This window comes from Erwinia typographi (assembly GCF_000773975.1).
GTDB lineage: Bacteria > Pseudomonadota > Gammaproteobacteria > Enterobacterales > Enterobacteriaceae > Erwinia > Erwinia typographi.
In genome coordinates, this window is the sequence record NZ_JRUQ01000019.1 from 42,327 (window position 1) to 64,057 (window position 21,731).

At 56.8% G+C, this 21,731-nt stretch carries 21 protein-coding genes; 14 read left to right on the top strand and 7 right to left on the bottom strand.

Going from position 1 to position 21,731, the window contains the following annotated elements; genetic code table 11:
- Positions 1-206: 206 nt before the first annotated feature.
- The gene (locus NG99_RS05020) at positions 207-1,049 is read left to right on the top strand and encodes a 23S rRNA (adenine(2030)-N(6))-methyltransferase RlmJ (RefSeq protein WP_034889034.1); all 843 of its coding nucleotides are present in this window, start codon (positions 207-209) and stop codon (positions 1,047-1,049) included.
- A gap of 35 nt (positions 1,050-1,084) precedes the next feature.
- On the opposite strand, the gene rnz is transcribed toward NG99_RS05020, so the two are convergent.
- Positions 1,085-1,999, bottom strand: a complete 915-nt coding sequence (gene rnz / locus NG99_RS05025) for a ribonuclease Z (RefSeq protein ID WP_034889036.1) — start codon at positions 1,997-1,999, stop codon at positions 1,085-1,087.
- 176 nt (positions 2,000-2,175) lie between these two features.
- On the opposite strand from rnz, the gene gorA reads away from it, so the two are divergent.
- The 5 genes from gorA (at position 2,176) to NG99_RS05050 (ending at position 7,378) form a co-directional block, all read left to right on the top strand.
- Positions 2,176-3,528 (top strand): glutathione-disulfide reductase, encoded by a 1,353-nt coding sequence (gene gorA / locus NG99_RS05030; RefSeq protein ID WP_034889038.1) that lies wholly within the window; start codon positions 2,176-2,178, stop codon positions 3,526-3,528.
- A 182-nt stretch (positions 3,529-3,710) separates the two neighbouring features.
- Positions 3,711-4,655 (top strand): siderophore ABC transporter substrate-binding protein, encoded by a 945-nt coding sequence (locus tag NG99_RS05035; RefSeq protein WP_034889040.1) that lies wholly within the window; start codon positions 3,711-3,713, stop codon positions 4,653-4,655.
- 8 nt (positions 4,656-4,663) lie between these two features.
- Positions 4,664-5,623 (top strand): ABC transporter permease, encoded by a 960-nt coding sequence (locus tag NG99_RS05040; RefSeq protein ID WP_034889042.1) that lies wholly within the window; start codon positions 4,664-4,666, stop codon positions 5,621-5,623.
- 31 nt (positions 5,624-5,654) lie between these two features.
- Positions 5,655-6,617 carry an iron chelate uptake ABC transporter family permease subunit gene (locus NG99_RS05045; protein WP_232298190.1) on the top strand — a complete coding sequence of 321 codons (963 nt, stop codon included), beginning with the start codon at positions 5,655-5,657 and terminating at the stop codon, positions 6,615-6,617.
- Positions 6,614-7,378 carry an iron ABC transporter ATP-binding protein gene (locus NG99_RS05050; RefSeq protein WP_034889045.1) on the top strand — a complete coding sequence of 255 codons (765 nt, stop codon included), beginning with the start codon at positions 6,614-6,616 and terminating at the stop codon, positions 7,376-7,378. Before NG99_RS05045 ends, NG99_RS05050 begins: the two co-directional genes overlap by 4 nt.
- 52 nt (positions 7,379-7,430) lie before the next feature.
- Here the strand turns inward: NG99_RS05050 and NG99_RS05055 are convergent, their stop codons facing one another.
- The 4 genes from NG99_RS05055 to NG99_RS05070 form a co-directional block, all read right to left on the bottom strand.
- Complete coding sequence (locus tag NG99_RS05055) at positions 7,431-8,327, bottom strand: alpha/beta hydrolase (RefSeq protein WP_034889047.1); 897 nt, start codon at positions 8,325-8,327, stop codon at positions 7,431-7,433.
- A gap of 276 nt (positions 8,328-8,603) precedes the next feature.
- Complete coding sequence (locus NG99_RS05060) at positions 8,604-9,110, bottom strand: TIGR00645 family protein (protein WP_034889048.1); 507 nt, start codon at positions 9,108-9,110, stop codon at positions 8,604-8,606.
- A gap of 117 nt (positions 9,111-9,227) precedes the next feature.
- Positions 9,228-9,482 (bottom strand): hypothetical protein, encoded by a 255-nt coding sequence (locus tag NG99_RS05065; RefSeq protein WP_034889050.1) that lies wholly within the window; start codon positions 9,480-9,482, stop codon positions 9,228-9,230.
- A 51-nt stretch (positions 9,483-9,533) separates the two neighbouring features.
- Positions 9,534-9,866, bottom strand: coding sequence for a helix-turn-helix domain-containing protein (locus NG99_RS05070; RefSeq protein ID WP_034889052.1), 333 nt, complete (start codon positions 9,864-9,866; stop codon positions 9,534-9,536).
- 216 nt (positions 9,867-10,082) lie between these two features.
- Between NG99_RS05070 and NG99_RS05075 the strand changes: the two genes are divergently transcribed.
- Complete coding sequence (locus NG99_RS05075) at positions 10,083-10,982, top strand: LysR family transcriptional regulator (protein ID WP_072017541.1); 900 nt, start codon at positions 10,083-10,085, stop codon at positions 10,980-10,982.
- Positions 10,983-11,253: 271 nt separating this feature from the next.
- The gene (locus NG99_RS05080; RefSeq protein WP_034889054.1) at positions 11,254-12,387 is read left to right on the top strand and encodes a GNAT family N-acetyltransferase; all 1,134 of its coding nucleotides are present in this window, start codon (positions 11,254-11,256) and stop codon (positions 12,385-12,387) included.
- 51 nt (positions 12,388-12,438) lie between these two features.
- Here NG99_RS05080 and NG99_RS05085 read toward each other — a convergent pair whose 3' ends face one another.
- Both NG99_RS05085 and NG99_RS05090 read right to left on the bottom strand, forming a co-directional pair.
- On the bottom strand, positions 12,439-14,271 hold the full coding sequence (locus tag NG99_RS05085; RefSeq protein ID WP_034889056.1) for an ABC transporter ATP-binding protein: 1,833 nt from the start codon (positions 14,269-14,271) through the stop codon (positions 12,439-12,441).
- Positions 14,272-14,376: 105 nt separating this feature from the next.
- The gene (locus tag NG99_RS05090) at positions 14,377-15,153 is read right to left on the bottom strand and encodes a DeoR/GlpR family DNA-binding transcription regulator (protein ID WP_034889058.1); all 777 of its coding nucleotides are present in this window, start codon (positions 15,151-15,153) and stop codon (positions 14,377-14,379) included.
- A gap of 192 nt (positions 15,154-15,345) precedes the next feature.
- On the opposite strand from NG99_RS05090, the gene NG99_RS05095 reads away from it, so the two are divergent.
- The 6 genes from NG99_RS05095 to NG99_RS05120 all read left to right on the top strand — a co-directional run bounded on the left by NG99_RS05095 (position 15,346) and on the right by NG99_RS05120 (position 21,634).
- Positions 15,346-16,371 (top strand): SIS domain-containing protein, encoded by a 1,026-nt coding sequence (locus NG99_RS05095; RefSeq protein ID WP_034889060.1) that lies wholly within the window; start codon positions 15,346-15,348, stop codon positions 16,369-16,371.
- Complete coding sequence (locus NG99_RS05100) at positions 16,368-17,309, top strand: ROK family protein (RefSeq protein ID WP_034889062.1); 942 nt, start codon at positions 16,368-16,370, stop codon at positions 17,307-17,309. The genes NG99_RS05095 and NG99_RS05100 overlap by 4 nt, the downstream gene beginning before the upstream one ends.
- A 214-nt stretch (positions 17,310-17,523) precedes the next feature.
- Positions 17,524-18,774 (top strand): extracellular solute-binding protein, encoded by a 1,251-nt coding sequence (locus NG99_RS05105; RefSeq protein WP_034889063.1) that lies wholly within the window; start codon positions 17,524-17,526, stop codon positions 18,772-18,774.
- A gap of 9 nt (positions 18,775-18,783) precedes the next feature.
- On the top strand, positions 18,784-19,692 hold the full coding sequence (locus NG99_RS05110; RefSeq protein WP_034889065.1) for a carbohydrate ABC transporter permease: 909 nt from the start codon (positions 18,784-18,786) through the stop codon (positions 19,690-19,692).
- A complete protein-coding gene (locus tag NG99_RS05115; protein ID WP_034889067.1) occupies positions 19,682-20,521 on the top strand; it encodes a carbohydrate ABC transporter permease in 840 nt (279 codons plus the stop codon). Before NG99_RS05110 ends, NG99_RS05115 begins: the two co-directional genes overlap by 11 nt.
- A gap of 33 nt (positions 20,522-20,554) precedes the next feature.
- Positions 20,555-21,634 (top strand): ABC transporter ATP-binding protein, encoded by a 1,080-nt coding sequence (locus NG99_RS05120; RefSeq protein WP_034889068.1) that lies wholly within the window; start codon positions 20,555-20,557, stop codon positions 21,632-21,634.
- Positions 21,635-21,731: the final 97 nt, after the last annotated feature.

Consider the following 21,731-nt stretch of genomic DNA (forward strand, 5'->3'; position numbering starts at 1 on the left):
GGCGCAAAACAACCAAAAGCGCTGATTTGTTCCTATGCTTTCAGCCCATCTGCTCTTCATCCCTGATATAATCCCTCGCCTTAAAGGTTCTCATGCTTTTTCCTGCATCCGTTGCTGTGCGTCGTTCTGTGGGTAATCCGTGAGGTAATAATTGTAATAAATTGATCGCCATCAATTAAAACCTTATAAATTCAACAGGATACAAAATGCTCAGCTATCGCCACAGTTTTCATGCCGGCAACCATGCCGACGTTCTCAAACATACCGTTCAGAGCCTGATCATCACTGCGCTGAATGAGAAGGAAAAACCCTTCCTCTATCTGGACACCCATGCCGGCGCCGGGCGCTATCAGCTGAGCGGCGAGCACGCTGAGCGCACGGGGGAATATCTGGAAGGGATTGCCCGCATCTGGCAGCAGGACGATTTGCCGGAAGAGCTGGAAAGCTATATCTCCTGCGTTAAGGCGCTGAACCAGAACGGCAAACTGCGCTATTATCCCGGCTCCCCGCTGATCGCGCGCCATCTGCTGCGACCTACCGATAAGCTCAGCCTGACGGAGCTGCACCCCAGCGATTACCCGATGCTGCGCAATGAGTTCCAGAAGGATGACCGCGCCCGCACCGAACGCGCGGACGGTTTCCAGCAGCTGAAATCCAAGCTGCCGCCTCCGTCACGCCGGGGTCTGATCCTGATCGATCCGCCCTATGAGATGAAGTCTGACTATCAGGCCGTGGTGAAGGGTCTGCTGGAAGGCTACAAGCGCTTCGGAACCGGCGTTTTTGCGCTGTGGTATCCGGTGGTGCTGCGCCAGCAGATTAAGCGTATCTGCAACGAGCTGGAAGCCTCCGGCATTCGCCGCATTCTGCAAATTGAGCTGGGCGTGCGCCCGGACAGCGATCGCTTTGGCATGACCGCTTCCGGCATGATTGTGATCAACCCGCCGTGGAAGCTGGAGCAGCAGATGAACAACGTTCTGCCGTGGCTGCTCAAACACCTGGTTCCGGCCGGAACGGGTCACACCAAAGTCAGTTGGATTGTGCCGGAATAACGGCCGTCCACTGGCGGGATAAGCACCGCCGCTCGCTAAAACCTGAATACCGAGAAGTCATAAGCCATCTCGGTATTTGGGAAAATCGCCCGGCACTCCGCCAGCAGCCTCTCTCCATCCTCCCGCAGATATCGCGAGCTTAAGTGCGTGACGATCAGCCGCTTCGCACCCGCCTGTTTGGCCGCCGTGGCTGCCTGCACCGTTGAGGAGTGCCCCCGACCGTTGGCTTTCTCCTCCAGCGCCGCCTCAAGCGTAGCCTCATGCACCATAATATCGGCATTGGCAGCCAGCTCGCTGGCCGCGGGCGTCGGACTGGTGTCGCCAAAAATCGCCAGCGTCAGCCCTTTGGTCGGCGGTCCGAGATAGTCTTTACCCTTGACCACGCGACCATTTTCCATCGTCACGGTCTGCCCGGATTTAAGCCGCTGGAACAGCGCGCCCGGCTTGATGCCGTCGGCCAGCAGGCGTGCAGCATCCAGCGCTCCCGGCTTATCGTGTTCTTCAATGCGATAGCCGTAACACGCCAGCGGATGGGTTAGCGGATATGCCGTCACGCGGAAATGCTCATCGTTAAACAGTTCCCCAGCCTCAATTTCCACCACATCCAGCGGGAAAGTTAACCAGGAGCCGCTGAGGCTAAGCGTCGTCTCAATAAAAGCTTTAATGCCTGCAGGACCGTAAACTGTCAGAGTTTCGCTGATACCATTCATCGAGCGGCTGGTCAGCAACCCCGGTAGGCCAAAAATATGATCGCCGTGCAGATGGGTGATAAAGATCTTATCGATTTTCCCGGTTTTCACCTGGGAGCGCATGATTTGATGCTGGGTGCCTTCACCGCAGTCAAACAGCCAGCAGCCGCCTCGTACACCCTGTAAATTCAGCGCGATGCTGGTGACGTTCCGCTGGCGGCTTGGCGTACCCGCGCCGGTCCCTAAAAATAGCAGTTCCATCCGGCCTCCCTCTGCCAGTTGATAAGCGAAAATAGTGAGCTGATTCACAGTAAATTGAGATTATCGCCGAATACTGCGCGCCAGCCCTATCACAATCATAGACGCAAACTTTGCGGCATTTCACCGAGTGGCGTTACACTACCGCCAAATCATTTCACTGACTTAGAGAATATTCGATGACCAGACATTATGACTACCTTGCCATTGGCGGCGGCAGCGGCGGCATCGCTTCTATCAACCGTGCGGCCATGTACGGGCAGAAATGCGCGCTGATCGAAGCGAAAGAGCTGGGCGGCACCTGCGTAAACGTCGGTTGCGTCCCGAAGAAAGTGATGTGGCACGCGGCGCAAATTGCCGAAGCGATTCACCTGTACGGCCCGGATTACGGCTTTGATACCACCGTGAACAGCTTCAACTGGGCTACGCTGGTCAAAAACCGCAGCGCCTATATTGACCGCATTCACACCTCGTACGATAACGTGCTGGGTAAAAACAACGTAGAGGTGATCAAAGGCTATGCGCGCTTCATTGATGCGCATACCGTAGAAGTGAACGGCGAAAAAATCACCGCCGACCATATCCTGATCGCTACCGGCGGCCGTCCAAGCCATCCGGCCATTCCGGGTGCGGAATACGGCATTGATTCTGACGGTTTCTTTGAGCTTGATGCCTTGCCAAAACGCACTGCCGTGGTGGGCGCGGGCTATATCGCCGTTGAAATTGCTGGCGTGGTGAACGCGCTGGGTTCAGAGACGCACCTGTTTGTACGTAAGCACGCGCCGCTGCGCACCTTCGACCCGCTGATTGTCGATACGCTGGTGGAAGTGATGAACGCCGAAGGCCCGACCCTGCATACCGAATCCATCCCGAAAGCGGTGATCAAAAATGCCGACGGCAGCCTGACGCTACAGCTGGAAAATGGCAAAGAGCAAACCGTTGACTGCCTGGTGTGGGCTATCGGCCGTGAGCCAATGACCGACAACCTGAATCTGGACGTAACGGGCGTGAAGCTGAACGAAAAAGGCTACATCAGCGTTGATAAATACCAGAACACCAGCGTTCCCGGCATTTACGCCGTCGGCGATAACACCGGCGCCGTCGAGCTGACGCCAGTGGCCGTGGCCGCAGGCCGCCGCCTGTCTGAACGTCTGTTTAACAACAAGCCGGAAGAGCATCTCGACTATAGCAACGTGCCAACCGTGGTCTTCAGCCACCCGCCAATCGGTACCGTGGGCCTGAGCGAACCGGAAGCGCGTGAGCAATACGGCGACGACCAGGTGAAAGTGTATAAATCCGCGTTTACCGCTATGTATACCGCCGTCACCCAGCACCGCCAGCCGTGCCGGATGAAGCTGGTTTGCGTAGGTAAAGAAGAGAAGATCGTCGGTATTCACGGCATCGGCTACGGCATGGACGAAATGCTACAGGGCTTTGCGGTGGCGCTGAAAATGGGCGCAACCAAGAAAGATTTCGACAATACCGTGGCTATCCACCCAACCGGGTCGGAAGAATTCGTTACCATGCGATAAGCCATTATCACCCGTGAAAAAGCCAGCGGACGCTGGCTTTTTCATTGGGCAGGCCGGTAAGTCTCGCCTTCACTCGACAAAAAGCGCGTTTATTCCTTCTCCCGATCGCGTATGATTGACACAATTGGAAATACGAATCATTAGCATTCAAACAATTGTCACCTTCACTTTCAGGAGAGAAAATGAAACTACGTTCAGCGCTGGCCGCGTCACTGGTCGCCACAGGGTTGCTTATCAGCAGCTGCCAGGCGGTTTTAGCCACGGAGCAAGAAAACACCCTGCGTATTGAGCACGCCCAGGGAACCACTCAGGTGCCGCTCAACCCGAAAAAGGTGATTATTCTCAACCCGGCAACGCTGGATAACGCCGACGCGCTGGATATTCCGGTGGCTGGCGCACCGAAAAACAGCGCCCATCTGCCCGCGTTCCTCGCGAAGTATCAGGGTGAAGGTTATCTGAATGCCGGAACGCTGTTCGAACCTGATTATGAAGCGCTGGTAAACGCTAAGCCGGATGTGATCCTGGCTGGCGGACGCGCGCACGATGCCTATGACAAACTGAGCGAGATCGCCCCGACGCTGGCCCTGGACGTGGACCCGCAAAACTTTGTCGCCAGTCTGACCCAGCGCATCGAACAGCTCGCCGCCCTGTTTGATAAACAGCAGCAGGCGAAAACGCTGCTGACCGCCTTCAATGCGAAAATCGCCGATATCAAGGCTAAATCCGCCAATACCGGCACGGCACTGGTGATAATGATCAACGGCGGCAAGATGGCGGCCTACACGCCAGGCTCCCGCTTCGGCTTCATCTACGACGTGCTGGGCTTTAAGCCAGCCGCCAGCTTTAAGCAAACGGGCCGTCATGGCAACGTCGTCTCCTCCGAATTTATTCTGCAATCCAACCCTGAATGGCTGTTTGTGCTGGATCGGGACAACGCCATCGGACGTAAAGAGGGGCAATCTGCCCAGCAGGTTTTGGATAACCCACTGATACGCAAGAGCAAAGCCTGGAAAAATCAGCACGTAGTCTATCTTGATTCCTCCTCGCTTTACATCGCCGGGGGGCTGCAAAGCTACAGCCGACTGATGGATACCGTCAGCGCCGCTCTGGACAAAGCAGCACAGTAATTTTCCTGATGAAAAGCTTTCCCTTACTTGCTGGCCTGGCGACGTTGCTGGGGCTGATGGCATGGAGCCTGCTCGTCGGCGCGGGACAGATGAGCTGGCCCGGTGTCCTGACCGACGCAGAGATGCGCGATATCTTGCTAATCAGCCGCGTGCCGCGAACGCTGGCGCTGCTGCTGGCCGGTAGCGCGATGAGCGTCGCCGGTCTGATCATGCAGATGCTGACGCAAAACCGCTTTGTTGAACCCTCGCTGGCCGGCACCACCCAGTCAGCCAGCCTCGGCGTGCTGTTGGTGATGATCGTCAATCCCGGAGCTTCCGTGCTGCTGAAAATGGTCATCGCCGTGCTCTTTGCCCTCGGCGGCACGGCGCTGTTTATGGCGCTGTTGCAGCGTATGAGGATCAAATCGCCGCTGATGGTACCGCTGACCGGCATCATGCTCGGCGCCATTTTCAGCGCGGTCACCACCTTTCTGGCGATGGAGTTTGAGCTGCTTCAGTCGCTGGGCGGCTGGGAGTCGGGCGACTTCTCCGGCGTGTTGCAGGGGCGCTATGAGCTGCTGTGGACGGTCGGCGCGCTGACGCTGCTGGCGATGCTGATTGCCGATCGCTTTACCGTTGCGGGCATGGGGCGCGAATTCTCGGTAAATGTCGGTCTGAACTACCCGCGCATTCTGCTCAGCGGGATGGTGATTATCTCGGCAATCAGCGGCGTGGTGGTGGTGGTCATTGGCGTGCTGCCGTTTCTGGGGCTGATCGTGCCCAATATTGTCAGCCTGGCGATGGGGGATAACCTGCGGCGAACCATCCCGTGGGTGGCGCTGTGCGGCGGCGCGCTGGTGCTGTTTTGCGACATCATCGGTCGCCTTATCGTCTGGCCGTTTGAGCTGCCGGTCAGCGCGATCCTCGGCGTCTTCGGCGCGCTGGTGTTTCTACTGCTGCTGCTGAGGAAACCAAAACATGCAGGCTAGTTCTTCCTCAAGCGAAGCACTGTCGGCAGGCATGCGTCGCCGCGACTCCACGCCAGTTCGCCGCCTGTGGCTGCTGGCCGCGCTGGCGCTGGCCGCAATTGTGCTGTTTATGACGATCAATCTGAGCGGCAACCTGCGCTATATTCTTGTTCACCGTGGGCTGATCCTCGCCACCATGCTGCTGGTGGCCTTCGCCTCTGGCGTCGCCACGCTGCTGTTTCAGACGGTAACCAATAACCGTATCCTGACGCCATCGATCATGGGGCTGGAAGCGCTGTTTATCCTGATCCAGACCGCAACGATCTTTTTCATTGATGCGGAGGGTTTCCGTTCGCTGGGCGTCATCGGCAAATTTCTGGGTGAATCGCTGCTGCTGCTGATTTTTTCGCTCGCTCTGTACCGCTGGCTGCTGACCGGTCTGGGTCTGGATCTGCATAAAGTCCTGCTGATTGGGCTGGTCTTTGGCACACTGTTCCGCAGCCTGTCTGGCCTGCTGCAACGCCTGCTTGCGCCCGGAGAGTTCGCCGTTCTGCAGGGCCGGGTTTTTGCTACCTTCACTCGCGCGCCACCGGAGATCATTGCCCTGGCGTCAGTCATTGTTCTGCCGATCGCCCTCGCCGTCTGGCGGCTGCGCTACGAGCTGGATGTGCTGGCCCTTGGCCGTAGCGCGGCGCTTAACCTCGGCGTGCCTTATCAGCAAAAGACCCTCACCCTGCTACTGCTGGTCTCGCTGCTGGTAGCGATCTCCACCGCGCTTGTCGGGCCACTGACCTTTCTCGGGCTGCTGATCGCCAACCTCACCTATCAGATTATTGGCTCGCACCGCCATCAGTATCTCCTTCCCGGCGTGTTCCTCACCGGGACCATTGCGCTGGTAGGCGGACAGCTGGTGCTGGAGCGGATGCTGAATATGGCGGGAACGCTGTCGGTAGTGATTGAATTCGCCGGTGGGGCACTGTTTCTTTACCTGTTGATCAAAAAGGCGGCGTTATGATTGAAATAAACGGCGTTGTAAAAAAATACCAGCAAACCACCGTGCTGGATCGCATATGCGAGACGCTTCCTGAGGGCGGTCTGACCTCGATTATTGGCGCCAACGGCGCAGGGAAATCAACGCTACTTTCGGTGATAAGCCGCCTGCTGACGCCCGATGCGGGCAGCGTCTCCATTAACGGGCTGGACGTGGCGAACACGCCGGGTAAACGTCTGGCTACGGAGCTTTCCATTCTCCGCCAGGAGAATCACCTCACCAGCCGCCTGACGGTTTACGATCTGGTAGGCTTTGGACGCTATCCGTGGTCACAGGGTCGCCTGACGGAAGACGATCGCCAGCATATTGAGCGGGCGCTGACCTTTCTCGAACTCGTGCCGTTGAAAGATCGCTACCTTGACGAGCTGTCCGGCGGCCAGCGCCAGCGGGCCTATGTAGCGATGGTGCTCTGCCAGGACACGAAATATGTGCTGCTTGATGAGCCGTTAAACAACCTCGATATCAAACACAGCGTAGCGATGATGAAGCAGCTACGGCGGGCGGCCGATGAGCTGAAAAAAACCATCGTGCTGGTGATCCACGACATTAACTTCGCCTCCGCCTGGTCCGACCATATTATCGCGATGAAAGCAGGCAAAATCTGCTATCGCGGGGTGCCTGAAGAGATCATGACCGCTGAGGTAATTGGCGACATTTTTGACACCGAAGTGAGTATTGAGCAGGTCAACAATCAGCGTATAGCGGTTTACTATCGTCAGGAGTAAGGGTGTGGCCGGAGAAAGGGCTCTCCGGCACCGAAGTGCCGGAGACGTGGGCTTAGCGGCGGGCATCCAGCCAGACAGCGTAGGCTTTATCCCAGATAGCGGCTGGCGACCCGGCCTTCCCGAGGCCAAAGCCGTGGCCGCCACGGATGATATTGATCTGCTCAACCGGCACGCCCATTCGGCGGCAGGTATCGTGCATGATCACCGTATTATGCGGGTTGGAGACCAGGTCATCCTCTGCCTGCGCCAGAAACGTCGGTGGAAACTTGCGGGTGACGTAGTTTTCTACCGACCAGTTAGCCTCTTCATTTCGCGAGGCGTTTTTTCCTACCAGTTGCAGATGCGTAGTGGTGTGGGTATAAGGCGGTTCCAGGGTGATAACCGGATAAATTAGCCCGACGCTGTCGACCACTGGCACCACGTTATCGAGCGCGTCCTGCGGTTGGTAGGTTTGAAAGTCAGGGCGTGCGGCAGCCATGCCAAACAGATGCCCGCCGGCCGAGAAGCCGAGCAGATGCACCTTTCTTTCCATCGAACGCACCAGGCGGATCGCCCGCTGGGCATCCTGCAACGGCGCAAGGCTGCCAGCCTGCCACTTTTCACGAGGTAAACGGTAGCTCAGTACATAGGCCGTATAGCCCTGGGCATTCAGCCAGTGCGCAACGGGCCAGGCTTCCCCGCCCATGCCAATCCAGCGATAGCCGCCGCCTGCGGCAATCAGCACCGCCGATCCGTTCGGGTTTTCCGGTTGAAAGCGCTGGATCGCCGGGCTGACAATATTGGACCACGAGCCGTTGGCAGAAACGTGAAGGTTCCCGCTTGGGCCGCCGCCGCCCGGCGGATCGTCCTGCCAGAGCGGAATAATATCTTCTCTGGCAAATAGCTTCCCGGTGGTCATCGCAAGTAAAGTAGCGCCGGTTCCTAAAATAAACCGACGACGACTAATCATCTGGCATTTCTATCCTCAGTTATTACGGGGAGTCGCCTGGTGCTGCCCTTGCAGCACGCCCTTAAAATCATGCAATGAAGATGCCAGAAGTTATTCGCGGAATAACCGCAGTTCATCGGGATTTCAGGGAATATCGCCGGTCATAATTATTTTTATCGGCATGAGGCAAGCGCTCTTCACCGCTTTTTATGCGATCTGCCCCGGTTGATGCAAGCGAAATCGTCATCAGCGTGAAAAAAGAGCGGGATCTGCCCGGAAACCCGGGCAGAGAGGGGATCAGTGGCTGCTGGCTTTCTCTTTGCGCGACATGCTGTCCAGGTAGCCCATCACGAAAGCCGAGAGAACAAAAGTCAGGTGAATAATGACGTACCACTGGAGTTTATTATCAGGAATGTTTTTAGCATCCATAAACACCCGCAGCAGGTGAATTGAAGAAATTGCGACAATCGAGGCGGCCACTTTATTTTTCAGTGAGCCGGAATCCATTTTTCCCAGCCAGCTGAGTTTTTCTTTGTGGTCCGCAATATCCAGCTTAGAGACAAAGTTTTCGTAGCCGGAAAGCATCACCATCACCAGCAGGCCGCCCACCAGCGTCAGGTCAATCATTGACAGCAGCACCAGCACCAGATCGTTCTCAGCGATTGCCAGCACGTCTGGCAACAGGTGAAAAACCTCCTGGAAAAACTTGATCGCCAGCGCCAGCAAGCCCAGTGAAAGCCCGATATAGATCGGCGCCAACAGCCAGCGCGAAGCATAAATAAGATTTTCAGCGAAACGTTCCATAGCATCCCGTAAGCAAATAAACACGGGCGCCATTATAGCCCAGGAAATGTTAAATTTTGCAGCCTGAGCGCGCTGTGGGGCGGAATTTAACGGATTTTACGCAGTGTCGCGGCCAATTTACCTTATCCGGCTGGAGAAGCCCCCGCCACCCAGCGATCCCACCTCGTCAGCCTGCCTCATCACGCGCTGTACCTGGCGCTCATAGCCGTACGGAACCTGGCTAAGCCAGTGGCCGGACCGCGCCTCGCTGGCGCAGCTGCCGGGATCGCACTGAAGGGTAACCACGCCAATGGGCGCGTGCTGACCCAGCGTTGCGGCAAAAGCGGGGCCGCTCATCACCAGGGTGATGAGCAACAGCGTATATTTTTTCATGATGGCCTGTCGCGGAATTTAGGGGTAAAAAGGCTGTCCGGCTACGCTGACTCAGCAGAATTCACGATGCTGATTGCGATAGTCTCTGGGCGTGACGTTAAAATGTTTTTTAAACACTCGCTGAAAACACTGCTGGGAAGAGAAGCCCAAATCCATTGAAATGGTCATGATGGTTTTGTGCGAGCTGACCAGGCTTTTCGCAGCCTGATCCAGGCGACGGCAGCGAATAAACGTCCCCAACGTCATGCCTTTCTTCTCTTTGAATGCCCGTTGCAGGTGCCATTTTGAATAGCCAGAGCGGGCAGCTACCGCTTCAATATTTATGCCGTCGTCCAGATGTTCTTCAATCCAGTCGATGATGACGTCTACAATTTCGCCTTTCACTTGCTTTCTCCTGATCTGCACGGGCCAGACGACACCGGTGCTTTCTGCGCGATGAAATTATAATAAGTTTATGATTTTATGGGAGATAAAGGCGATATGGAAAAAATAATGCAACATATCAAATATTGACGGGGTGAATGTTATAAAGAAGTATAAAATAGTTCAAATAGATATTTTAAATCTTCATTTATAGACATTCTCTATAAGGCAACTTCCATGATGGATCTCAATCTTGTCCGCGTGTTCACCGCCATTTACGAAACGCGCAGCGTCAGCGGCGCGGCGGCGCGGCTGTTCATTACTCAACCTTCGGCCAGCTATGCGCTAGCCCGCCTGCGACAAGAAACTAACGATGCGCTTTTCAAGCGCAGCCGGGCCGGCATGGAGCCGACGCCAACGGCGGTCCAGCTCTATAAGGTGTTTAAAAAGTCCCTGACCGGCATTGAAAAAGCGGTGGCGAATACCCGGACCTTTACCCCCGCGACCTCGCGACACAAATTCCGCCTGGCGCTCTCGGATTTGGGTGAGCTGCTGCTGCTGCCGCGACTCGTCGCCGGGCTGCGGGATGTTGCGCCCGGTATTCAGCTTGAGGTGGTAGCTATCGACGCTATCAGGCTGAATGAATGGCTGCTCACCGGCAAGATAGATGCGGCCATTTGCAATCGCAACGCCTCGGTGTCTTCCGCGCAGCGTGAGCTGATCCTCTACGAACGCTACGTTTGCCTGCTGAACGATCGCCATCCCCGCATCAGCAACAGGCTATCGCTGGAGGAGTATATGCAGGAAAAACATGTCGTTGTGGCGGCAACCAGCGGACATCATATTGTTGAAGACCGGCTGAAGGAGTTCGGGCTGGAGCGGGATATCGCGCTGGAAGTGCCGCATTTTGCCGCGCTTGGCGAGCTGATTGCCTCCAGCGAACTGCTGGTCACGCTGCCCTCCGCCGCGGCGAAAATCTATCTGAGCCGACGTAATGGCCGCCTGTTTGAGCTCCCTTTCCAGGTCCCCGATCAGGAAGTGTTTATCTATGCCCATACCGAGATCGGCGATATCTCAGCGAAAACCTGGTTTTACAACTTCCTCAAGGATGCCAGCCCCGCCATGATGGACCCCTGAGGGAAAACCACAGATTACAGAGTGAAGTCTGCCGACAGAATCTTCGGCCCAGAGCACATTCCAGCAAAGTTTTTACTCCCTCGCGACGTTCAGTGGCAGGAACGAGGCCAGGGCGGAAATCTGGGCGATTATCGGCGACACCGCGCCAGCTTTAGCGGCCCGTGCGGTGGCGCTATCAGTCATTGATCTTCTCCGCAAAAACCTTCACCTTAACTCTTCGCTTTCTATCGGGTACGGGTTCCCGTACTCGCCGTAATGACGGAGTGCAGCTATGTCGCTTACCCTTCTGACGCAGTTGGCCGATCTCCCCGCCAGTCAGTGGGATGCCCTGACCCCGGACGATCAGCCTTTTATCAGCCACGCCTTTCTCAGCACGCTGGAAGAGAGCGGCTGCCTGGGAAAAGGCAGCGGCTGGCAGCCTGAGCATCTACTGTGGATTGAACAGGATGAGGTGCGCGCGGCGCTGCCTGGCTACCGTAAATCCCACTCCAGGGGAGAATACGTATTTGATCATGCCTGGGCCGACGCCTGCCAACGGGCCGGGCTGCCCTACTATCCAAAATGGCTGGCCGCCGTTCCCTTCAGCCCGGTCAGCGGCGCACGCCTGCTGGGCGAGGCTGAGGCGGGGAGAAAACTGCTCCAGCAGATACCGGACTTCCTGGAGCAGCGCCAGCTGCACAGCGCCCATATCAACTTTGGCAACGCCCACGCCCGGACCCTGCTGGCGGAGCAGCCAGACTGGCTGCCGCGCCTGGGCTGCCAGTATCACTGGCATAATCCGGGCTACCGGGATTTTCAGGATTTTCTCGATACGCTGATGTCGCGCAAGCGTAAGCAGATCCGCAAGGAGCGGCAATTGGTTGCCAGCCAGGGCTTTGAATTTGAGTGGCTGAACGGCGACCAGCTTAGCGAATCCCACTGGGACTTTGTCTACGCCTGCTATGCCAATACCTACGCCGTGCGCGGTCAGCGCCCGTACCTCACCAGATCCTTTTTTAGCCTGCTGGCGGAGAAAATGCCGCAGGCTATTCGGGTGGTGATAGCCACGCAGAACGGGCTCGCGGCGGCGATGGCCTTTAGCCTGATTGACGGCACGACGCTGTATGGCCGCTACTGGGGCTGCCTGGAAGAGTTTAACCGCCTGCACTTTGAGACCTGTTTCTATCAGGGAATGGATTATGCGATTGCCCACGGGCTTCAGCGGTTTGACGCTGGCGCCCAGGGGGAGCACAAGCTGATCCGCGGTTTTGAGCCAGTAATTACCGAATCCTGGCATTATCTGCGCCACCAGGGACTGCATGAAGCGGTGGCCGACTTCCTCCAGCAGGAACGCGCCGGGGTAATGGCCTGGGCAGAAGAGGCCAGAGAGGCGCTGCCCTACCGTCGCCAGGGAGAGGAAGGATAAATTACGCTTCAGAAGGGTACGGCCCTCGGGGAAAACAGGGCCGTAGAGCGATTAGCTCTCGCCGACAAAGCCGCCGGTCTGATGCGCCCACAGCCGCGCATACAGCCCGCCCTGCGCCAGCAATTGCTGATGGCTGCCCATCTCGGCAATGCGGCCTTTCTCCAGCACCACCAGGCGATCCATTTTGGCAATTGTCGACAGGCGGTGAGCAATGGCGATCACCGTCTTGCCGCCCATCAGCGTTTCAAGGCTTTCCTGAATGGCGGCCTCCACTTCGGAGTCCAGCGCGGACGTCGCCTCATCCATAATCAGAATCGGCGCGTCCTTCAGCAGCACCCTGGCAATGGCGATACGCTGCCGCTGGCCGCCGGAAAGCTTAACGCCGCGCTCGCCCACATGGGCGTCCAGCCCCAGACGGCCCTGTGAATCGGACAACATGGGGATAAACTCGTCGGCCTTAGCGCGCTGGATGGCCTGCTGTAGCTCCGCCTCGGTCGCATTGGGGCGGCCGTACAGCAGATTATCGCGGATCGAACGATGCAGCAGCGAGGTATCCTGAGTGATCATGCCAATCTGCGCGCGAAGGCTCTCCTGACTGACCTGAGCGATATCCTGGCCATCAATGGTAATCCGGCCGCCGTCCAAATCGTAAAGGCGCAGCAGCAGGTTAACCAGCGTGGATTTCCCCGCGCCCGACGGCCCAATCAGTCCGATTTTTTCCCCCGGACGAATGGTCAGTTGCAGATCGTCGATCACCCGGCGCTCTTTGCCGTAGTTAAAATTGACCCCGTCATAGCGAATTTCGCCGCTGTGCACCTTGAGCGTGGGCGCCTTTGGGCGATCCATGACGCTGACCGGCTGAGCAATAGTCTGTAAGCCATCCTGCACCATACCGATATTTTCGAAGATGCCGTTTACCACCCACATGATCCAGCCGGACATGTTAACAATACGGATCACCAGCCCGGTAGCCAGAGCAATGGCCCCCACGCTGATCAGCGACTGCGTCCACAGCCACAGCGCCAGCCCGGTAGTGCCGACAATCAGCAGGCCGTTCAGCGTGGTGACCGCTACGTCCATATTGGTCACCATTCGTCCCTGTAGCCGGGTTTTCTCCGTCTGATCGCCAATCGCTTCACGGGCATATTCCCGCTCCAGATCGCTATGGGCGAACAGCTTCAGGGTAGTGATATTGGTGTAACCATCGACGATGGTTCCCATCAATTTTGAACGGGCGTCAGAGGAGGCCACCGAACGGGACTTCACCCGCGGCACAAAATATCTCAGGCTGACAACGTAGCCAAAAATCCAGATTAGCAGCGGCAGCATCAGCCGCCAGTCGGCTTCAGCAAACAGGACCAGCGCGGTGATGGCGTAGATCAGCACATGCCACAGCGCATCAACGGCCTGTACCGCCGAATCACGCAGCGCGTTTCCCGTCTGCATGATGCGCTGGGCAATCCGCCCGGCGAAATCGTTCTGGAAAAAATTGAGGCTCTGACGCAGCACATAGTTATGGTTCTGCCAGCGGATCATACTGGTCATACCGGGGTTAATGGTCTGGTGTACCAGCAGATCGTGCAGCCCAATGAAAATGGGCCTCAGCACCAGCGCCACCACCACCATCCAGATCAGCTCAGAGGCGTGATCGCTGAAGAACGTAGCGGCTGGGGTGCTGTTGACCATATCGATAATAGTGCTGAGATAGCGGAACAGCGCCACCTCAATCAGCGAGCCGATCAGCCCCACCACCAGCAGCATGGCAAAGCTCTGCCAGACCTGGCGAAGATAGTAAATGTAGAAGGCCCAGACGCTGTTGGGCGGGGTGTCGCCCGGCGCGTCCTGGAAAATGTCGATCAGTTTCTCAAAGCGGCGATACAGCATTGAAGGCTCACTTTACCAGCTAAAAGAAGGCATTTTAGTGCATTTTTCCCGGTAACTGCGCCAGTTAATGCGATTTTCTGCCTCTCCGGTTAGATCGGGGCAAAACTATTCCTCCGCGTCAGACTCCACCACCACCAGCCTTGAACCGTATTTTGCCCGCTGTTTCAGCGCTGGCGCATTCTCGGTCACAATCTGGCTGATAGCATTGAGCGGGCAGACGTGAGCCAGCGCGCGATAGCCAATTTTGGAGCTGTCGGCCAGCACCACGGTTTGGTCTGCCGCCCTGATCATCGCCCGCTTCACTGGAATTTCCACCGTGTTGATGTTGGTGATCCCGCTGTCGAAATGCACGCCTTCGGAGCCAAGAAAAGCCCAGTCAACGTGGATGCTGTCGATCTTGTCGACGGTTTCCTGTCCTACCAGCGTATAGACATTGTTCAGCATCAGGCCGCCCGCAACGTGTACGGTAATGCCGGGATGCGTGCCCAGCGCCATCGCGGTGTAAATATCGTTGGTCACCACCGTCAGGTTCTTCTTATCCTTCAGGGCCAAAGCCAGCGCATAAACCGTAGAACCGTTATCCAGAATCAGCGATTGCCCGTCCTTCACCAGCCCTGCGGCATAGCGGGCAATGGCCGTTTTCGCCGGGGCGTTCATATGCAGCCGCTCGTTGAACGGCGTGTCCATATCGCTTTCCGCCTCCACCACCGGCAGCAGGCCGCCGTGAGTGCGCATAACCTTACCGTTTTTTTGCAGTAATGAGAGGTCGCGGCGGATCGTTGAACTGTCCACGCCAAAGATCTCTGACAGCTCTGCGGCATTCAGATAGCCCCGTGCGGCAATCATTTCTACAATTAGCGCTCTGCGTTTAGCCGCCGTCATCCGTTACTCCACTGGTCTGTAATTGCACGTTTTCATGCATATACTGACGTAAGGCGTGTACTTTGTCATCCTTGCTGCGCTTTTTTCGCGCTAAAAATAATCAGATTGCACATAAAGGCATCTTGACTGCACGAATTCGTGCATATATGGTTAAACCCATCAGGAATATTCATCTTTAAGAGAAAAAGCTCCATGACGGCATTACGCTCCAGCGACTATGAAAAAGAGTTAGAGCAGCAGGTCAGCGCGCTCACTGACCAGCTCAACTATGCCCTGCCGGGCACGCTGAAATCCCTGGATCTGCGCCAGTACGATCGCATTGTACTGGCCGGGATGGGATCGTCGGATTATGCGCTGATCCCGATCGAACGAGAGCTGATCGACAAAGGCTTACCGGTCTGGAGAATTGATGCGGGCCGCTTACTTGATATGCGAAAAATGGTCACACCAGGGACCTTATTATGGATAACGTCACAGTCAGGCATGAGTGGCGAAGTGGTGGCGGTGTTGAAGTCGGTGTCCAGGCCAAAAACGCTGATTGGCGTCACTAACGATACCAGCAGCCTGCTGGCGAAACAGGCGGATATCGTTGTTGAGTTGAAGAGCGGCGAAGAAGCCACCGTCAGCGCCAAAAGCTACCTGAACACCTTAGTCGCCAGTTACCGTACGCTGTACGCCCTGACCGGCGTAGATGAAAAACCATTGCTGGAAGACGTCAGGGCAGCCCTGCCGAAGATGGCAGAGATAATCAAACGGCGCGCTCCGGTGCAGCAGCTAACCGATCGCTTATTCAGCCACGACAGACCGCGCGTTGCGCTGGTAGGCATGGGAGCCGATGCCGCCACGGCGCTGACCGGCGCGTTGATTACCAAAGAGGCGTCGAAAGTGAGTGCGGAGGGCTTTATTGGCGGCGAGTTCCGCCACGGCCCGATGGAAACATCCGGCGCTGGTATGCTGGCCCTGCTGTTTGGCGATGGCTTCGATGTCACGCTGCAAACGCTGGCAACCGATCTGTTGAGCAACGGTACGGAGGTGGTCAGCGTGGGGCCAGAGGCTTACGCTGGCAGCCAGCGCTGGGAGACGACCGGCAGCACCCCCCTGACCCGTTTACTCTGCGCTATGCTTTGGGTTCAGCATCTGACCGTTACCCTTGCCCAGAGTAATGGCGTGGTGCCCGGTGAATTCCTCTACGGCAAAAAGATAACGGTAAAAATATGACAACGCAGACATTTCCCCTCCGCGCAGGTATTGATATGGGTGGCACCGGCACGCGCATTATGTTGCTGAACGGTGAGCGGGAAGTGGCGTCAGAAACGGTTCCTTCAGCCTGGTTTGCCACGCTTCCTCAGGCGCTGCGGGCGAAGGCGCTGGTAGATAAGATTTGCCACATGCTGCCGCCAGGCTATTCGCTGGCGAGTCTGGGCATCGGTGCCAGCGGCCCGGTGAATAATCAGACCGAAATTATTGAGAATAACGATACGCTGGCCTGCTTTTCCGGCTATCCACTGGTTGCGCAACTGCGTGAAATGCTGGCCGTGCCGGTAGCCATTGATAATGATGCCGTTGTCGCCGCACTGGGGGAATACCATTTAGGCGCTGGGCGCGGTAGCCAGCGGATGATGATGGTAACGTTGGGCACCGGGATTGGCGTGGCGCTGTTAGATCGCGGCGAGCCGCTGCGCAGCTTCGACGGCAAGCATCCGGAAGCAGGCCATATTCCGATCTCTTCCGATCCGGTGACCTGCTACTGCGGCTTGCAGGGATGCTGGGAAACGCTGGCTTCACGCAGCGGGTTGCAGCAGGCGCTGGAGAAAGAGATCCCTAATCTGGCCTGGGATGACAGCACGTTAGCGGTTTTAAGCGAGATAAAGGCGGCCAGCCCAAAAGTGGCGGACATCCTCTATCAATACGGTTATACGGTGGGACGCGGGTTGAATACCCTGCTGGCGCTTTACGGCCCGGATATCACCCTGTTAAGCGGCAGCGCTGCCGCCCTGCTTCCTCTTTATCAGTCAGGTCTGGACGCAGCGCTGACCCGCGCAGACGGGTACGCTGTTAATCATCATATTATTCAATCTTCTCTTGGCGACGCGGCGGGCGCGTCAGGAGCGGCAATACTGCCCACGCTCAGGGAAACCCGTCTTCATCAGTCATAAGTTTTGTGACTTCTTCATCTCTCGACGCCCGGCGGGTGCGTCAAGAACGGCGAGTCAGCCAACATCCAGGGGAACCCGCCAACTGTAAGAAATAAAAAAGAAAGTGCTCGTAATTAATGCCTGGCCCCTTTACTTTACAGGGGAGCCAGGCGTTTTACCTTTCGTGAAATATATTGACCATTCGCTTTTCATTTTACTGAATTGGAGAGTTTGTATGACGAGTCGATCTATCCCCCGCGTTTCCGGTTATTTACTCTCCCTGCTGGCGCTTGGTGCCTCCGGGATGGTGTCTGCGAAAACCCAAATCAACGCTTTATTTATGTCCCAGGCAGCCTACAGCGAGAGCGACGTGCGCGCCATGACCAGCGATTTTGAAAAAGCGCATCCCGACGTTAGCGTTAATCTTGAGTTTGTTCCCTACGAAGCCCTTCACGATAAAATCGTCGCGGCTCGCGGCGCCAGCAGCAACGGTTACGATGTGGTGCTGTTTGACGATATGTGGCCAGCAGAATTCAGTAAATTCAATATGCTGAAGGATATTACCAGCAAAATCAGCCCGGACGACAAGGCTAAAGTCTTTGACGGCGCATGGAGTACCGTCACCTGGAATAACAAACAGTGGGGATTGCCGTGGATCCTCGACACCAAATACCTGTATTACAACAAAGCGATGCTGGCTAAAGCCGGCATTACCGAACCGCCGAAAACCTGGCAGCAGGTGATGGATCAGTCACAGATCCTCAAAGAGAAAGGCATCGTGAAATATCCGCTGGTGTGGAGCTGGTCCCAGGCCGAAGCGCTGGTCTGTGATTACACCACCCTCGTCTCTGCTTTTGGCGGGCAGTTCTACCAGAATGGCAAAATGAACTTTAGCGATGCCGGATCGGTAAAAGCGGTCAGCTACATGAAAGCCTCGCTGGATAAAGGCGTAACCAACCCGAATTCCCGCGAGTACCTCGAGGAAGACGTCCGTAAGGTATTCTCGAACGGCGATGCGGCGTTTGCCCTTAACTGGACCTATATGTACAACATGGCCAACGATCCGAAGCAGAGCAAAGTGGCGGGCGAGGTGGGTATCGTACCGGCACCGTCAGAGAAGCCAGGCGCCGTGGCGGCGATGAACGGTTCAATGGGGCTGGGCGTGACTCAGAACAGCAGCCATCCCGATCAGTCCTGGGACTATATCAGCTACCTGACCTCACAGCCGGTGCAGAACAAATATGCCCGTCTGAGTCTGCCGATCTGGAAGTCTTCCTATGACGATCCGGCCGTGCAGAAGGGCCAGGAACCGCTGATTGCCGCCGCCAAACCGGCGCTGGACGTCATGCTGATGCGCCCAATCACCACCGACTACTCCCGCCTTTCCAATACGCTACAGCAGCAGCTTCAGCAGGTATTGCAGGGACAGGTAACGCCGGAAGCCGGTATGCAGGCCGTCACCAAAAGCGCACAGCGTCTGCATTAAGGAACCACGATGCTCAGTTTGTCGCAACGTGAGCAACGTCAGGCATGGGTGCTTCTGGCACCCATGCTGATCGTGATGGGGATGCTAACCGCCTGGCCCCTGCTTCGCACTATCTGGCTCAGCTTTACCGATGCCGCTCTGATTGGAAACGGCAACGAGGTGAATTATGTCGGCCTGGAAAACTATCTCTATGCCCTGACCGATCCCGACTTCCTCTCTTCCATTTTGCGCACGCTCTATTTCACCGTGGTCTCGGTCGCGCTGGAAGGCATTATTGGCGTGCTGGTCGCGCTGCTGCTCAATCAGAAATTCTACGGCCGCAGCGTGCTGCGCGTACTGGTAATCCTGCCGTGGGCGCTGCCCACCATCGTTAACGCTATGATGTGGCGGCTGAATTTCAACCCGGACTACGGCAGCATTAATGCTCTGCTGACGCAGTTGGGGATCATTGATGGCTACCGCAGCTGGCTGGGATCGCCGGATTCGGCGCTGAACGCGGTGATGCTGGCCGACGTCTGGAAGAATTATCCGCTGGTGACGCTGCTTAGCCTGGCGGCGATGCAGTCGATCCCGGAAGATCTGTTCGAAGCGGCGCGGCTTGACGGCGCGTCAGCTTTCAGGCGATTCCGCGCGATTACCTTTCCGGCCATCGTCGGACCGCTCAGCGTGGCGCTGGTTTTACGCACCATCGACGCTTTTAAAATCTTCGACATCATCTACGTGATGACGCGGGGCGGCCCGGTAGACAGCACCAAAACCCTCAGTTTTTACGTTTATCAGGAGTCGTTCAGCTACCTTCGCGCCGGGAGCGGCGCCGCCTATGCGATCCTGATGACCCTGATGTGCGGCGTACTGATTGCCCTCTATCTGGCGATGCTCTATCGCCAGCGCCGCAGGAGCCTGATCAATGAAGCGTAAAGTGCGCACCTTCTTCCGCTATCTGGCGGCGCTGCTGGTGGCGGTGAGCATCCTCGCCCCGATGCTGTGGCTGTTTTTGATGAGCGTCAGCGACAACAGCGACCTGGCGCGCATTCCGCTTGAGTGGATACCGCGCAGGTGGGACTTCAGCCGCTATGCGGCACTGGTTTCGCTCCAGCCCGGCCAGCCTGGCGTGCTGTTCCTTCATGCTCTGGGAAACAGCGTGCTGGTGGCCTGTGGCGCTACGGCTATCTCCCTGCTGCTGGCCATTCCCGCCGCCTTCAGCTTTTCCCGCTATCCGGGCCGCGAAGGCTGGCTGTTTGGCAGCCTGGCGATTTATATGGTGCCGCCGGTCGCCTTTGTCCTGCCGCTCTACTTTATATTGCAACAGATTAGCCTGCTCAATACGCATACAGGGCTGGTGCTGGTCTACTGCTCGCTGATCCTGCCATTTCTCACCTGGATGCTGAAAAACCAGTTTGATGCGCTGCCGCAGGATATCGAACAGGCCGCGCGGCTGGATGGGCTGCGCTTCTGGCAGGTACTGCTGCGGATCACGCTGCCGCTGGCGAAACCGGTGCTGGGTGCCTCAGCGCTGTTCGGCTGGCTGCTGGCCTGGGACGAATTCTTTTACGCGCTGCTGTTCACCAGCAATATCAGCGCCCAGACGCTGCCGGTAACCATTGCCGGCTTTACCGCAGGTCGCGCGACCGATGACGGGCTGATTGCCGCCGTAGGCATCCTGGCTTCGATCCCGCCGCTGTTTATCGCCATCTGGCTGCAAAAAAGCCTGGTGAGCGGGCTGACCAGCGGCGGCAGTAAAGGCTAGAGGCCGTACCACTTTTGAGGGAATCACTGAATTATGGCTCGTGTTGAACTGGTCAAAATTGCCAAAAATTACGGTAAGCAAGCGGTACTCCGTCCGCTGGATCTGACCATTCCTGACGGCAGTTTCACCGTGCTGGTCGGTCCCTCCGGCTGCGGAAAATCCACGCTGCTGCGGCTGCTGGCCGGGCTGGACTCGCTCTCGGCAGGATCGATCCTGCTGGATAATAAACAGATTAACGATCTGGACCCGGCGGATCGCGATATCGCCATGGTGTTTCAGAGCTATGCGCTTTATCCGCATCTGACGGTCGCCGAAAACCTCGGCTTCCATATGAAGGTCAGGCGGGTAAAACGCGAAGAGCAGGAGAGCAAAATTGCCCGCGTGGCGGAGATCCTCGGCATTAGCAAACTGCTGAATCGCTTTCCCCGCGCTCTGTCCGGCGGCCAGCGCCAGCGCGTGGCAATGGGCCGCGCCATGGTGCGTAACCCGCAGGTTTTCCTGTTTGACGAGCCGCTTTCAAACCTCGATGCGCAGCTGCGTATGGAGCTGCGGGCGGAAATTAAGGCGCTGCATCAGCGATTTAAAACCACCATGGTGTATGTCACCCACGATCAGGTTGAAGCGATGACGCTGGCGGACCAAATTGTGGTGATGCGCGAGGGCGCCATCGTCCAGCAGGGTAGTCCGCTGGAGATCTACGACCATCCGGCGGATACCTTTGTCGCTCGCTTTATCGGCTCGCCGCCGATGAATCTGCTGGAAGGGCTGCCGGAAACCCGCGACGGCGTGTCTGGCGTCCGCTGTAACAGCTTATGGTTCGCGCTGCCCGCCCGCTGGAATGAAGCCGCTTCCCGCCAGCGGGATAAAAAGCTGCTGGTTGGGGTGCGCGCTCAGGACTTCCTGCTGACCTCCTCGCCAGAGCAGCCCACGGCCACCGTCAGGCTGGTGGAGATTACCGGCGAGTCAAGCCTGCTGCACGTTGACTGGCAGGGCTTTCCTCTGCACGTCCAGTTAAGCGGCCGGACCGATGCCCAGCCGGAGCAAAGCCTTGGGCTGGCGATTAACCGTGAAAAAATACACCTGTTTGATGCCGAAAGCGGCCAACGGCTGTAGCTTTTTCCGGCGGAAAATTTTTACGATTTTTCCCGGATAATAATCCGCAGGAATTGCGTGTAGCCTTGCGGTCATGACAATAACACCCCTGAATATA

What these genes read in the sequence shown, in the direction of transcription:
- NG99_RS05020 (WP_034889034.1), top strand. Translation starts at nt 207, where the DNA reads ATGCTCAGCTATCGCCACAGTTTTCATGCCGGCAACCATGCCGACGTT.
- rnz (WP_034889036.1), bottom strand. Translation starts at nt 1,999, where the DNA reads ATGGAACTGCTATTTTTAGGGACCGGCGCGGGTACGCCAAGCCGCCAG.
- gorA (WP_034889038.1), top strand. Translation starts at nt 2,176, where the DNA reads ATGACCAGACATTATGACTACCTTGCCATTGGCGGCGGCAGCGGCGGC.
- NG99_RS05035 (WP_034889040.1), top strand. Translation starts at nt 3,711, where the DNA reads ATGAAACTACGTTCAGCGCTGGCCGCGTCACTGGTCGCCACAGGGTTG.
- NG99_RS05040 (WP_034889042.1), top strand. Translation starts at nt 4,664, where the DNA reads ATGAAAAGCTTTCCCTTACTTGCTGGCCTGGCGACGTTGCTGGGGCTG.
- NG99_RS05045 (WP_232298190.1), top strand. Translation starts at nt 5,655, where the DNA reads ATGCGTCGCCGCGACTCCACGCCAGTTCGCCGCCTGTGGCTGCTGGCC.
- NG99_RS05050 (WP_034889045.1), top strand. Translation starts at nt 6,614, where the DNA reads ATGATTGAAATAAACGGCGTTGTAAAAAAATACCAGCAAACCACCGTG.
- NG99_RS05055 (WP_034889047.1), bottom strand. Translation starts at nt 8,327, where the DNA reads ATGATTAGTCGTCGTCGGTTTATTTTAGGAACCGGCGCTACTTTACTT.
- NG99_RS05060 (WP_034889048.1), bottom strand. Translation starts at nt 9,110, where the DNA reads ATGGAACGTTTCGCTGAAAATCTTATTTATGCTTCGCGCTGGCTGTTG.
- NG99_RS05065 (WP_034889050.1), bottom strand. Translation starts at nt 9,482, where the DNA reads ATGAAAAAATATACGCTGTTGCTCATCACCCTGGTGATGAGCGGCCCC.
- NG99_RS05075 (WP_072017541.1), top strand. Translation starts at nt 10,083, where the DNA reads ATGATGGATCTCAATCTTGTCCGCGTGTTCACCGCCATTTACGAAACG.
- NG99_RS05080 (WP_034889054.1), top strand. Translation starts at nt 11,254, where the DNA reads ATGTCGCTTACCCTTCTGACGCAGTTGGCCGATCTCCCCGCCAGTCAG.
- NG99_RS05085 (WP_034889056.1), bottom strand. Translation starts at nt 14,271, where the DNA reads ATGCTGTATCGCCGCTTTGAGAAACTGATCGACATTTTCCAGGACGCG.
- NG99_RS05090 (WP_034889058.1), bottom strand. Translation starts at nt 15,153, where the DNA reads ATGACGGCGGCTAAACGCAGAGCGCTAATTGTAGAAATGATTGCCGCA.
- NG99_RS05095 (WP_034889060.1), top strand. Translation starts at nt 15,346, where the DNA reads ATGACGGCATTACGCTCCAGCGACTATGAAAAAGAGTTAGAGCAGCAG.
- NG99_RS05100 (WP_034889062.1), top strand. Translation starts at nt 16,368, where the DNA reads ATGACAACGCAGACATTTCCCCTCCGCGCAGGTATTGATATGGGTGGC.
- NG99_RS05105 (WP_034889063.1), top strand. Translation starts at nt 17,524, where the DNA reads ATGACGAGTCGATCTATCCCCCGCGTTTCCGGTTATTTACTCTCCCTG.
- NG99_RS05110 (WP_034889065.1), top strand. Translation starts at nt 18,784, where the DNA reads ATGCTCAGTTTGTCGCAACGTGAGCAACGTCAGGCATGGGTGCTTCTG.
- NG99_RS05115 (WP_034889067.1), top strand. Translation starts at nt 19,682, where the DNA reads ATGAAGCGTAAAGTGCGCACCTTCTTCCGCTATCTGGCGGCGCTGCTG.
- NG99_RS05120 (WP_034889068.1), top strand. Translation starts at nt 20,555, where the DNA reads ATGGCTCGTGTTGAACTGGTCAAAATTGCCAAAAATTACGGTAAGCAA.